The 12389-nt window shown below is 45.9% G+C and carries 12 protein-coding genes; 7 read left to right on the top strand and 5 right to left on the bottom strand.

Features of this window, described 5'->3' with window-relative positions:
• The first annotated feature begins 414 nt into the window (after positions 1-414).
• The 4 genes from frdA to frdD are packed head-to-tail and all read left to right on the top strand — an operon-like array spanning position 415 to position 3747.
• On the top strand, positions 415-2214 hold the full coding sequence (gene frdA, locus R7P67_RS17600; protein ID WP_005381487.1) for a fumarate reductase (quinol) flavoprotein subunit: 1800 nt from the start codon (positions 415-417) through the stop codon (positions 2212-2214).
• Entirely contained in the window at positions 2214-2972 is a 759-nt protein-coding gene (locus R7P67_RS17595) for a succinate dehydrogenase/fumarate reductase iron-sulfur subunit (RefSeq protein WP_005381489.1), read from the top strand. The genes frdA and R7P67_RS17595 overlap by 1 nt, the downstream gene beginning before the upstream one ends.
• 2 nt (positions 2973-2974) lie before the next feature.
• Positions 2975-3358, top strand: coding sequence for a fumarate reductase subunit FrdC (gene frdC / locus R7P67_RS17590; RefSeq protein ID WP_005381491.1), 384 nt, complete (start codon positions 2975-2977; stop codon positions 3356-3358).
• Between the two features lie 11 nt (positions 3359-3369).
• Complete coding sequence (gene frdD / locus R7P67_RS17585) at positions 3370-3747, top strand: fumarate reductase subunit FrdD (RefSeq protein WP_005381493.1); 378 nt, start codon at positions 3370-3372, stop codon at positions 3745-3747.
• A gap of 102 nt (positions 3748-3849) precedes the next feature.
• Here frdD and R7P67_RS17580 read toward each other — a convergent pair whose 3' ends face one another.
• Positions 3850-5253 (bottom strand): SPFH domain-containing protein, encoded by a 1404-nt coding sequence (locus R7P67_RS17580; RefSeq protein ID WP_005386397.1) that lies wholly within the window; start codon positions 5251-5253, stop codon positions 3850-3852.
• Positions 5254-5519: 266 nt separating this feature from the next.
• Positions 5520-6086 carry an elongation factor P gene (efp, locus tag R7P67_RS17575; RefSeq protein ID WP_005381500.1) on the bottom strand — a complete coding sequence of 189 codons (567 nt, stop codon included), beginning with the start codon at positions 6084-6086 and terminating at the stop codon, positions 5520-5522.
• Between the two features lie 32 nt (positions 6087-6118).
• Between efp and epmB the strand changes: the two genes are divergently transcribed.
• Positions 6119-7141: an EF-P beta-lysylation protein EpmB gene (gene epmB, locus R7P67_RS17570; protein WP_033907283.1), complete on the top strand. Its 1023-nt coding sequence runs from the start codon at positions 6119-6121 to the stop codon at positions 7139-7141.
• Positions 7142-7236: 95 nt separating this feature from the next.
• Positions 7237-7734 carry an MgtC/SapB family protein gene (locus tag R7P67_RS17565; RefSeq protein WP_005381504.1) on the top strand — a complete coding sequence of 166 codons (498 nt, stop codon included), beginning with the start codon at positions 7237-7239 and terminating at the stop codon, positions 7732-7734.
• Positions 7735-7834: 100 nt separating this feature from the next.
• Here the strand turns inward: R7P67_RS17565 and R7P67_RS17560 are convergent, their stop codons facing one another.
• The 3 genes from R7P67_RS17560 to R7P67_RS17550 form a co-directional block, all read right to left on the bottom strand.
• Positions 7835-8398 carry a VC2662 family protein gene (locus tag R7P67_RS17560; protein ID WP_005381507.1) on the bottom strand — a complete coding sequence of 188 codons (564 nt, stop codon included), beginning with the start codon at positions 8396-8398 and terminating at the stop codon, positions 7835-7837.
• Between the two features lie 315 nt (positions 8399-8713).
• Positions 8714-10360 (bottom strand): chaperonin GroEL, encoded by a 1647-nt coding sequence (groL, locus tag R7P67_RS17555; RefSeq protein WP_005381509.1) that lies wholly within the window; start codon positions 10358-10360, stop codon positions 8714-8716.
• A gap of 77 nt (positions 10361-10437) precedes the next feature.
• Positions 10438-10728, bottom strand: a complete 291-nt coding sequence (locus R7P67_RS17550; protein WP_005381516.1) for a co-chaperone GroES — start codon at positions 10726-10728, stop codon at positions 10438-10440.
• 240 nt (positions 10729-10968) lie between these two features.
• Here R7P67_RS17550 and R7P67_RS17545 point away from each other — a divergent pair, with 240 nt between their 5' ends.
• On the top strand, positions 10969-12351 hold the full coding sequence (locus R7P67_RS17545; RefSeq protein ID WP_318086027.1) for an MATE family efflux transporter: 1383 nt from the start codon (positions 10969-10971) through the stop codon (positions 12349-12351).
• Positions 12352-12389 lie beyond the last annotated feature (38 nt).

Raw genomic sequence — 12389 nt, 5'->3', positions numbered from 1 at the left:
TTCAGCGAGGAAAGTCTCATTCTACATGCTTTTTACTCTTCAAGAAGAGAGGAATATCCCTTCTTCTTTTTACTAATGTGCTCGCAAATTTGAGGCAAGCATTACTCGTGCCGCAGAACAAAAAACACTCAGTTAAAATCCTATTATCCATGCGGTTAATGTCACGCAACACGGGTTTAACATCCCTAATGTTAATGCTTGAGGGCCAAAACCTCGATGCCGTGATAGCAGTCACATAACCTATAAATTCTATGCCCTTAAGTGCATTACCGAAGCAAAAACCCAATTACATCAATTTTTCTGCCATGTGGCTCATCTACACTAACCCTACTACTTTTGGGGAGTTCTTTTTAAGGAGCGCCTCGTAATGACAATAACAAGCGGATTTCCGCAATCACACACTGGAGGATAACTGTGCAAATTATCACCACAGATATCGCAGTCATCGGCGCAGGCGGCGCTGGTCTTCGTACTGCTATTGCAGCGGCTGAAGCAAACCCAGACTTAGAAGTCGCTCTGATTTCTAAAGTTTATCCAATGCGCTCCCACACGGTCGCTGCAGAGGGTGGCTCAGCAGCAGTTATCAAGGATGAAGATAGCTTAGACAACCACTTCAACGACACTGTTGGCGGTGGTGACTGGCTATGTGAACAGGATGTTGTTGAATACTTTGTAGAGAACGCGACTCGCGAAATGATCCAAATGGAGCAATGGGGTTGCCCATGGAGTCGTAAAGAGAACGGTGAAGTCAACGTACGCCGCTTTGGTGGTATGAAGGTTGAACGTACTTGGTTCGCTGCAGACAAAACTGGCTTCCACATGCTTCATACGCTATTCCAGACATCAATGAAGTACAGCAACATCAAACGTTTTGATGAGTACTTTGTGGTGGATCTGCTTGTTGATGAAGGCGAAGTTCAAGGTCTGATTGCTATTCACATGTCTGAAGGCGAGCTTGTTACTATCAAAGCAAAATCTGTTGTTCTAGCAACAGGTGGCGCGGGCCGTGTTTACCACTGTAACACCAACGGCGGTATCGTAACGGGCGATGGTATGGCAATGGCTTACCGTCACGGCGTTCCTCTACGTGATATGGAATTCGTTCAATACCACCCAACCGGTCTTCCAGGCACAGGTATCCTGATGACGGAAGGTTGTCGTGGTGAAGGCGGTATCATCGTTAACAAGAATGGCTACCGTTACCTACAAGATTACGGCATGGGCCCTGAAACTCCAGTTGGCCAACCGAAGAACAAATACATGGAACTGGGTCCTCGTGACAAAGTTTCTCAAGCTTTCTGGCACGAACAACAGAAAGGCAACACCATCAAACACCCACTGGGTGACGTGGTGCACCTAGACCTTCGCCACCTTGGTGAAGAGTACCTACAAGAACGTCTACCGTTCATCTGTGAGCTAGCAAAAGCTTATGTAAACGTGGACCCTGCAAAAGAGCCAATTCCAATTCGTCCAACCGTTCACTACACGATGGGTGGTATTGAAACGGACGGCGGTTGTGAAACTCGCATTAAAGGCCTATTCGCGGTGGGTGAATGTGCGTCTGTTGGTCTTCACGGTGCAAACCGTCTAGGTTCTAACTCACTGGCTGAATTCGTAGTATTTGGCCGCGTAGCTGGTGAAAACGCAGTGAAACGTGCGGCAGAATTCAAAGGCTGGAACGACGCGGCAATTGACGCGCAAGTCAAAGCCGTTGAAGAACGCATCGCAAAACTGATGAACCAAGAAGGCGACGAAAACTGGGCAGAGATCCGCACAGAAATGGGTCACACCATGGAAGCGGGCTGTGGTATCTACCGCCAAGAAGATTTGATGCAAGCGACTATCGACAAAATCACTGAGTTGAAAGAACGCTACAAACGCATCAGCATCAAAGACAAAGGTAAAGTGTTCAACACAGACCTTCTATATGCAATCGAAGTGGGTTACGGCCTAGAAGTCGCAGAAGCGATGGTTCACTCTGCGATTCTACGTAAAGAATCTCGCGGCGCGCACCAACGTCTAGACGATGGTTGTACAGAGCGTGATGACGTGAACTTCCTAAAACACTCACTTGCTTTCTACAAGCCAGAGTCAGCACCAAGTATCGATTACAGCAATGTGACCATCACTAAGTCACAACCAAAAGCTCGTCTATACGGTGAAGCAGCAGAAAAAGCCGCGGCTGAAGAGAAGAACGCAGAGGAGCAAGCATAATGTCAGCAAATCGCATTCAAAAAGTAGACATCCTGCGTTACGACCCAGAAAAAGATGCAGAACCATACAAGCAAACATTCGAAGTACCATTCGATGAAACCATGTCTGTGCTTGACGCACTTGGCTACATCAAAGATCACCTAGACAAAGATCTGTCTTACCGTTGGTCTTGCCGTATGGCGATCTGTGGTTCTTGCGGCATCATGGTGAACAACGTACCGAAACTTGCTTGTAAGAGCTTCCTACGTGACTACCCAGACGGCGTGACTATCGAGCCTCTAGCGAACTTCCCAATCGAGAAAGACTTGATTGTTGATATGACGCCATTCATCGAGCGCCTAGAAGCAATCAAACCATACATCATTGGTAACGATCGTAAACCAGAAGACGGTACGAACTTGCAAACGCCAGAACAGATGGCGAAATACAAGCAGTTCGCTGGCTGTATCAACTGTGGTCTGTGCTATGCCGCATGTCCTCAGTTTGGTCTTAACCCAGAGTTCATCGGTCCTGCTGCACTAACGCTAGCCCACCGCTACAACCTAGACAGTCGTGACAACGGTAAAGATGAGCGCATGAAGCTTATCAACGGTGAAAACGGCGCTTGGGGTTGTACGTTTGTTGGTTACTGTTCTGAAGTTTGTCCGAAGAACGTTGACCCAGCAGCGGCAGTAAACCAAGGCAAAGTGGAGTCTTCTATGGACTTCGTGATTGCTATGTTGAAACCTGATGGTTCACCAAAGAAAGTGGAGGCATAAGGATGAGCAATCGTAAACCTTACGTTCGTGAAGTAAAACGCACTTGGTGGAAGAACCATCCTTTCTACCGCTTCTACATGCTACGTGAAGCGACGGTGCTTCCGTTAATCCTATTCACTCTGTTCCTAACTTTCGGTTTAGGTTGCTTGGTGAAAGGTCCTGAAGCATGGCAAGGTTGGTTAGCGTTCATGGCGAACCCAATCGTAGTCGCAATCAACATCGTTGCACTACTCGGTAGCCTATTCCACGCTCAAACTTTCTTCAGCATGATGCCACAAGTAATGCCAATTCGTTTGAAGGGCAAACCAGTGGACAAGAAGATCATCGTATTGACTCAGTGGGCCGCGGTTGCGTTCATCTCACTGATCGTTCTCATCGTGGTGTAAGGAGCTGAGCAATGAAACCGAATTATAGTGTAAACACATCACCAAAACGTTCTGATGAGCCAATCTGGTGGGGTCTGTTTGGCGCAGGTGGTACTTGGTTCGCGATGATCACGCCAATCACCGTTCTTGTGCTAGGTATCTTGGTACCACTAGGCGTGATTGACGCAGAAGCGATGAGCTACGAGCGTGTCTCTGCCTTCGCAACCAGCATCATCGGTGCGCTATTCATCATTGGCACGCTAGCATTGCCAATGTGGCATGCAATGCACCGTGTACACCACGGCATGCACGACCTTAAATTCCACACTGGTGTGATTGGTAAAATTGCATGTTATGCATTTGCAGGCCTCATCACTGCACTAGCAGTTATCTTTATCTTCATGATTTAAGAGACTGACCAAAAAAGAAAAAGCTGGCTAAATGCCAGCTTTTTTATTGCTTTGGGTTACCTATGATCTTTTTGCTTTTTAAGCTTTTGACCACCCATGATCTTATTGCTGTGCGACCTTCTTTGTCTGGTCCATAAGACCCAGAGCACCAAAGCCAGTAATCACATCTAGGTTTGTTTTCAAGCCCGTTTCGTCACTTCCACCAATGTAATTTTGTGGCATCTGAACTTGGAAGTTTTGCAAATTGTTGTACAGCGAGTTCGCTACGTCTCGATTCAATTCTGCCAAGTAAACTTCACGGTTTGCTCCTAACGCCGCATACTTACCTTTAAGGACTTCAGATTCTGCGCGACCTTTCGCTAATATCGCTTTCGCTTCAAACTCAGCAGAAAGTGCGTTCGCTTTTTGAATCGCTAAGTTAGCCTCTGCGATAGCTAGCTCTTTCTCCTTCTCGACTTCAGCAAGTCGTTTGGTTTTTTCCACTTCAACGATTTCACGCTCTGCAATCTGACGTGCAACTTCCACTTCTTTTTGCTGAGCAATAATTGCGAGTTCTTTACCACGCTGAGCGTCTTGCACCTCACGTGTTCGTTGAATCTCTTTGCGTAACTGCTCGGTCTCTGCCTGTGCTTTCGACGTTTCTTGTTCCTGAATCGCGCGAATACGATCCGCCACTAGACGCTTTTTATCTGCCAATAACTGATCTAATTGCTTTTCGGGCTGTGGGTCACCAATGGTCACCTGCGTCACTTGAATACCGTATTGTTGTAACGGATTGTCTTGACGAATCGGTTGCCCGGTTTTGTCTACGACTGGCACAGTTTTCCATACCAGTTGATTGGTGCGCTGTAATTGGTTCGGATTAGCTTGATTCGCCCCAACAGGCGCAAGATCCAACTCTTCCACTTCAACCTGACGTCGCTCTGTTAGATAAATCCCCTCTCGTAACTGATCGCCAAGTTTCGATTTGAACTGGTTCAAACCACCTTGGAAAAACTCTTCACCCGTGTATTGGGTTGCGGTAATCACCGTTACGTTACGTGCGTTCTTTACAAGCAGCGCATCGATCAAGTTACTGTTGTTGCGGAACTCTTTATGCATCTTCTTCACCGCTTCAGGGTCATTACTGAGCTTAAAGCGGAATGTTACGGGGATCTGACCAATATAGGTGTCGGCAAATCGAACCTGAATCGCATCAAGACGTTGATAAAAATCTTCGCCCTTGCTGTTACCGAATGACACGGTGATGACTTGGTCATACTTGGTGATTTTGGACAGAAATGGCATGCGAAAATGAATGCCAGGTTCAGTAAACACATCCAACTCACCAGTAATATTATTCTGATGCACGTAGCTGTAACCCGCATCGGTCATCAGCACCGAGCTATTAATCGTTAAGCCTATTGCCAACAGCGGTACGCCAAATACGGCTGCTTTTAATCCTTTATGTAGTAACTGACGTCTTTCTTCCACCTTTAAACCCCTTCCTAAACCTCTGCTTTCCATTTTGTTCTCCTTTTTGGATTGTTACTGAGTTAAATCGATAAAAATCAGATTGCTATGCAACTCAGCGACAAGTACTAATGTATCAAAATGTTACATTAAGGAATAATCGACAGATTCATGGAATAAATAAGATTTTTACGAATAATACAAAATCATCAAAAATTTGCGGAGGATATCGATGTTTTACGCAGAGGGATTAAAAGAGAAGAATCACAGGCAATAAAAAAGGCCGCCGAAGCGACCTTTCTAATAATCATATAAAGTGCTTACTTCACACGACCTACGTATTCAGCAGTACGAGTATCTACACGAATCACTTCACCAATTGAGATGAACAGAGGAACACGAACAACAGCGCCAGTTGATAGCGTCGCTGGTTTACCGCCAGTACCTTGAGTATCACCTTTCAGGCCTGGATCTGTGTCTACAACTTCTAGCTCAACGAAGTTTGGTGGAGTAACAGTAATTGGGTTACCGTTCCAAAGAGTGATCATACAAGTGTTGTTTTCTACCAACCACTTAGCGTTTTCACCTACCGCTTTTGCATCTGCTGCGATCTGTTCAAACGTTTCACTGTTCATAAAGTGGTAGAATTCGCCGTCTGAATATAGATAATCTAGGTCGATATCCATTACGTCTGCCACTTCACAAGTGTCACCAGACTTGAATGTTTTCTCTAGCACTTTACCAGAAAGAAGTTTACGAATTTTAACACGGTTGAACGCTTGGCCTTTACCTGGTTTAACGTATTCGTTTTCCAGAATTACACAAGGCTCGTTATCAAGCATTAACTTAAGACCGCCTTTAAATTCATTGGTGCTAACTGTAGCCATTTTTTCCTCTTACATTCTTAGAGCTAAATTCAATGCCGCACATAATAACCCGAAAAGTCGAATCTGTTGAGCAAAACTGGCTCAAACAGTTGGCGAATGGGATCTCTGATCCTGCAAAATTGCTCGAAATACTGGAAATTGATCCTTCACCGTGGCAAGACGGGTTTGCCGCGCGCAAGCTGTTTGCACAGCGTGTACCGCAAAGTTTTGTCGATAGGATGGAGAAAGGCAACCCTAAAGACCCTCTTCTACGTCAGGTTTTACCACTGAGCGACGAATTTGAGGTGCATCCGGGTTACTCCAATGATCCATTGGAAGAGCAGGACAATGAAGTCCCTGGCCTGCTACACAAGTATCGCAACCGCGCCCTGATGATTGTCAAAGGTGGCTGCGCGGTAAATTGCCGTTACTGTTTTCGTCGTCACTTCCCTTATCAAGAGAACAAAAGCGGGAAACAAGCCTGGACCAAGTGCTTAGAGTACATGGCACAACAACCAGAGTTGAACGAAGTCATCTTCTCAGGTGGTGATCCATTAATGGCAAAAGACGATGAGATTCATTGGCTTTTAGAGCACATTGCTCATATTCCTCACATCAAACGTCTGCGTATTCATAGCCGTTTACCTGTGGTGATTCCAGCTCGAGTCACTGATGAACTATGCCAACTTCTGCAAGCATCAAGGTTACAAATCATCCTCGTCACTCACATCAACCATGCCAACGAAATCAATGACGAATTTGCTGAACAGATGTTCAAGCTCAAAAGAGCGGGCGTTACGCTTCTAAACCAAGGCGTTCTGCTGAAAGGCGTGAATGATTCGGTAGAAGCTCAAGTGACGTTAAGTGAGGCCTTATTTGACGCGGGTATCTTGCCTTATTACCTCCACGTTCTTGATAAGGTGCAAGGCGCAGCGCACTACTTTATTTCGGACGAAGAAGCGAAAGCTATTATGCGCGGACTCATCACGCGTGTATCGGGTTATCTGGTACCAAAACTCACACGAGAAATTGGTGGCAGGCCAAGTAAAACGCCTTTGGATTTGCATTTAGAATAAGCTCTGACACTCAATTAAATTTGTCGTCTAGATTGATTATTTTTGTTCGCTTTGCACGGTAAGTCTATGCATACTCCGCACTTTTGGAGGTCAAGATGCATACAGCATTCGAACAAATTTTCGATCTTGGCCCATTCAGTTGGCCTGCCCTACTATGCTGCGCCATTAATGGGCTCATGATCGGTATAGAGCGCCAAACTCGTGGTAAACCGGTTGGCATTCGCACAGCAATATTAATTATTTCAGGCACCTACCTGTTTATGTCGATGGCAGTGTCGTTATCGCCAAATACACTTGATCAAGCACGAGTGCTTGGTCAGATCATTACTGGCGTCGGCTTCTTAGGCGCTGGCGTTATGATGACACTTGATGGAAAAATCCATGGCGTAACATCCGCGGCTGTAATATGGGTGCTAGCAGGTTTAGGTTTGATGATAGGTTTGGGTTATTTAACGCAGTCGGTGGTTATTACTCTCCTGACATTAACCGTGTTGTTAGGTGTGGATAAAGCAGAAAACCACATCAAAGCATTACGCCGCGGTGTTCATCAAAGAATTCAACAACGCAAAACTTCATCACGATTAATTAAATAGTTAACGATCCGAGAAACTCGCTTCATCCCATCTGTAATTAAAAAGCCCTCGACGAACATCGAGGGCTTTCTGTATATAAAGATTCTGACTTTCTCAGGGATTACTTAGCAAAGTTGATGAGTGGGAAACACTTGAAGAAACCGTTATCCGCACAGTTCAAAAGACCAATTTGCACGCCATCGATTTGATCGGTCATGTTGAAGAAACCAAACTGGAAATTAGACTTCTTAGAGATACTCGCTAAGCCCACATCCGCCATGGTGTAGCCTTCAGAATAGTTCACCGCGCTCCAGTTCAAGCCTTTTACGTTGTTCGTAATGTTAACAGCACCCAAGTTAACACCCGTCGTCTGACCTTGGTTCCAGTTAACTAAGCCTAAAGACGCGCCTTTCATTTCTTGATTTACTTTTGCTGCGCCAAAAAACAGACCGAAGTTCACACCTGTCGTACGATCCGTTTCTGACATACCAAGCAGTGAAAAGTCGACACCTTTAACCTCATTTACCTGCCCATGCAGCACAGCTAAACGAACGCCACCTACTGAAGAATTAGAGGGTGCGTTTGTGTTATCGATAGTAGAGAACATCACAGGTGTACTGTCGGCAAAAGCAACAGGTGATGCGATAGCGGCTGCAACCGCCAATGACGTCATAAGCTTTTTCATTTTCATCTCCATGATGGGAAGCAACAATTTACAACATAGTGTAATGTTCAGATTTTGCTCTGTCCCCGTTCAAAAAGTGTTAGCAATAGGTCAGATTTAACCATCTGACTCAAAAGAAAAAATATTTCTCTTCGATTTTTTGCTTCTGAAATGGCGCTTTTTACGCTCAAAAATCTCATGATAAGCCACTCCAGAACGTCATGTTTCTCAGGTGACACGCATAAAAAAAGTCGAGGCATCTGCCTCGACTTTTAAAGGTTTGGTCGGTTATCTTTCCGCTATAAGGGCTCCCTTAGAGCGATGAGATAAGCTGGCTTACATCATGCCGCCCATACCGCCCATGCCACCCATGCCGCCCATGTCAGGCATCGCTGGCGCGTCTTTTTGCGGTAGGTCAGTAACCATCGCTTCAGTAGTGATCATCAGACCTGCAACCGATGCTGCGAATTGTAGTGCAGAACGAGTAACTTTAGTTGGATCTAGGATACCCATTTCTAGCATGTCGCCGTATTCGCCTGTTGCCGCGTTGTAGCCGTAGCTACCTTCACCCGCTTTCACGTTGTTCGCAACAACTGAGTCTTCCTCACCTGCGTTCTTCGTGATTTGACGGATTGGCGCTTCCATTGCACGTAGTGCAACGCGGATACCAACGTTTTGTTCTTCGTTGTCACCCGTTAGGTGAGCAATCTTAGATGCCGCGCGGATAAGTGCAACACCACCACCAGCAACAACACCTTCTTCAACCGCTGCGCGAGTTGCGGCTAGCGCATCTTCTACACGGTCTTTCTTCTCTTTCATTTCAACTTCAGTCGCAGCACCAACTTTGATTACTGCAACACCGCCAGCCAGTTTAGCTACGCGCTCTTGTAGTTTCTCTTTGTCGTAGTCTGAAGTTGCGTCTTCGATTTGTTGACGAATCTGAGCAACACGGCCAGAGATCATCTCTTCTTCACCGATACCATCGATGATAGTCGTGTTTTCTTTCGTGATAGAAACACGCTTCGCTTGACCTAGATCTTCTAGTGCAACTTTTTCTAGCTCTAGACCGATCTCTTCAGAAATCACAGTACCGCCAGTTAGGATAGCGATGTCTTGTAGCATTGCTTTACGACGGTCACCGAAGCCAGGTGCTTTCACAGCTGCAACTTTTACGATGCCACGCATGTTGTTCACAACCAATGTTGCTAGCGCTTCGCCTTCTACATCTTCTGCAATGATAAGCAGTGGACGAGATGCTTTCGCGACAGCTTCTAGCGTTGGAAGAAGCTCACGAATGTTTGAGATCTTCTTGTCTACTAGAAGAATGAATGGGTTTTCTAGATCAACACTGCCTGATTCTTGGTTGTTGATGAAGTAAGGAGACAGGTAACCGCGGTCGAACTGCATACCTTCTACTACGTCTAACTCGTCTTGTAGCGCCTGACCTTCTTCAACCGTGATAACGCCATCACGACCCACACGCTCCATTGCTTCTGCAATGATATTACCTACGCTTGCGTCTGAGTTTGCAGAGATAGTACCAACCTGCGCGATCGCTTTTGTGTCGTTACATTCAACAGAAAGCTCTTTTAGTTGCTCAACTGCCGCGGCAACAGCTTTGTCGATACCACGCTTAAGATCCATTGGGTTCATGCCCGCTGCGACTGCTTTTAGACCTTCGTTAACGATAGATTGTGCTAGTACCGTTGCTGTTGTTGTACCGTCACCCGCTGCGTCGTTTGCTTTAGACGCAACTTCTTTAACCATTTGTGCGCCCATGTTCTGGAATTTATCTTCCAGCTCGATTTCACGCGCTACTGATACACCATCTTTAGTGATAGTCGGTGCACCAAAAGATTTGTCTAGAACGACATTACGTCCTTTAGGACCCAGTGTTACTTTTACTGCGTCAGCCAGAACGTTTACACCTTCCAGCATTTTAACTCGTGCGTCATTACCAAATTTAACGTCTTTAGCAGCCATCTTTGATTTCCTTTCTAAAATTCTTTGTGTGTAATTTCGTAATTGAATCTGAGCAAAAAATTACTCAATGATTGCTATTATTCAACGATCGCCATGATGTCGTTTTCAGACATGACAAGCACTTCTTTACCGTCGATTTTTTCAGTTTTTGTACCGTAACCTTCAGCGAAGATAACGGTATCACCGACTTTAACGTCTAGTGGCAGTACGGTGCCGTTTTCTAGGATGCGGCCTTTACCCACAGCTAGAACAACACCGCGAGTCGATTTTTCTGCAGCAGAACCAGTCAGAACGATGCCACCAGCAGACTTAGATTCAACTTCTTTACGTTCAACGATAACTCGGTCATGTAATGGACGAATGTTCATCGGTCGTCTCTCCTGAAAATTTCCATGTTTATTTGATAATTGTCCTTAGGGACTGTAGCCCCAGACACGTGATCCCTATATAAGGGGTCGAAGCAGCGATCCCAAGGGGGTGGCACAAAATTTTTGTGACTTAGTTAAAATAACGAACAACTAGGCAACGGTTTGCGTTAGAAATGCTCACTCGCTCGGCATCTCGCTTTCTTGTATCCTTGCAGTTTGCTCACCAGATAGTTGTCACACATGCAGGAAAATAACAAGCTGGAACCCCAAGCAACCGATAAGCATGGTTTGTTGACCGCACCCATTCCTGAAACGCTGCGGAAAATGACCGTACCCATGACCATGGGCATGATCGCAATTTTGATGTTTAACTTGGTGGACACGTTTTTTATCTCGTTGCTTGGCACTCAAGCGCTAGCAGCTATCAGCTATACCTTCCCTGTAACCTTTGCGGTTAACTGCATTACGATGGGGATTGGGATGGGACTAGCGACCAATATTGGTCGCTTGCTTGGGCAAGGTCATGCACCACAAGCTGCTCGGTTCACCACTCACGGTTTGTTGTTAGCCGTGTTACTTGTGGCTATCGCGTCTTCTATTGGCTTTACCACCATTGCGCCATTGTTTCGTTTTCTTGGTGCGTCTGATGATCTCATCCCTCTTATTGAGCAATATATGCAGGTCTGGTATCTCACCATTCCTCTGCTAGTGATCCCAATGGCGGGCAACAGTGCTATCCGAGCTACTGGCGACACAAAAACACCAGCAAAAGTCATGATGTTGGCTGGTTTGATTAATGGCATGCTCGATCCATTGTTGATTTTCGGTTATGGCCCTTTTCCGGAACTTGGCATTCAAGGCGCAGCCATAGCAAGTGCCTTTAGCTGGTTAGGTGCTTTGTGTGGCTCATTCTATGTGCTAATTAAACGGGAAAAATTGCTTGCTCAACCCCAATGGGCTTTGCTGAAACAAGACTGGCAACAGACACTAAAAATTGGTACCCCTGCAGCGCTATCAAACGCGATGAATCCGTTGTCCGGTGCCATTCTGATGATGCTGTTATCCAACCATGGTACAGCGGCGGTTGCTGCTTACGGCGCAGCGCAGCGTATTGAGTCTATATTGATTTTAGTATTGATGTCGCTGACCTCTGCCCTCACACCGTTTATGGCACAAAATTTAGGAGCCAAACAACCGCAACGAGCCTTTTCCGGTTTATTTATTAGCATGCGTTTTGCAGTGGTATTCCAAGGGTTTATCTTCTTGATGATGGTACCGCTGAGCATTCCTCTGGCTGCGCTATTTTCTCAGGAAGATGCAGTGAAAAACCTGCTTTGGCATTATTTACTGGTGGTGCCATTTAGTTATGGCTTCCAAGGCATCGTAATGATGTTAGTCAGTGGTTTGAATGCGATGCACAAGCCATTGCGTGCATTCCAGTGGAGCTTTATGCGGCTGTTCATTTTTACCTTGCCATCGGCGTGGATCGGGAGCCAAATCTACAGCATTGAAGGCTTGTTTATCGGTGTCGCGGTTGGAAATACGTTGGGTGGGCTACTGGGCTACTTGTTTGCGCTGCGCGAGCGAAAATTAACGCTCATAGAGCAGAGCAGCGTGTCTTAGCACTCGTCTATCGCTAGTTTCTTTTTTGTTGATTCTCA

It is taken from the genome of Vibrio sp. Vb0937 (assembly GCF_033338855.1).
This window is presented reverse-complemented; position numbering and strand designations above follow the sequence as displayed.

Coding starts and splice junctions, on each gene's coding strand:
- R7P67_RS17565 (WP_005381504.1), top strand. CDS start 7,237: ATGCATACAGCATTCGAACAAATTTTCGATCTTGGCCCATTCAGTTGG.
- R7P67_RS17595 (WP_005381489.1), top strand. CDS start 2,214: ATGTCAGCAAATCGCATTCAAAAAGTAGACATCCTGCGTTACGACCCA.
- frdD (WP_005381493.1), top strand. CDS start 3,370: ATGAAACCGAATTATAGTGTAAACACATCACCAAAACGTTCTGATGAG.
- efp (WP_005381500.1), bottom strand. CDS start 6,086: ATGGCTACAGTTAGCACCAATGAATTTAAAGGCGGTCTTAAGTTAATG.
- R7P67_RS17550 (WP_005381516.1), bottom strand. CDS start 10,728: ATGAACATTCGTCCATTACATGACCGAGTTATCGTTGAACGTAAAGAA.
- R7P67_RS17580 (WP_005386397.1), bottom strand. CDS start 5,253: ATGGAAAGCAGAGGTTTAGGAAGGGGTTTAAAGGTGGAAGAAAGACGT.
- R7P67_RS17560 (WP_005381507.1), bottom strand. CDS start 8,398: ATGAAAAAGCTTATGACGTCATTGGCGGTTGCAGCCGCTATCGCATCA.
- frdC (WP_005381491.1), top strand. CDS start 2,975: ATGAGCAATCGTAAACCTTACGTTCGTGAAGTAAAACGCACTTGGTGG.
- epmB (WP_033907283.1), top strand. CDS start 6,119: ATGCCGCACATAATAACCCGAAAAGTCGAATCTGTTGAGCAAAACTGG.
- groL (WP_005381509.1), bottom strand. CDS start 10,360: ATGGCTGCTAAAGACGTTAAATTTGGTAATGACGCACGAGTTAAAATG.
- R7P67_RS17545 (WP_318086027.1), top strand. CDS start 10,969: ATGCAGGAAAATAACAAGCTGGAACCCCAAGCAACCGATAAGCATGGT.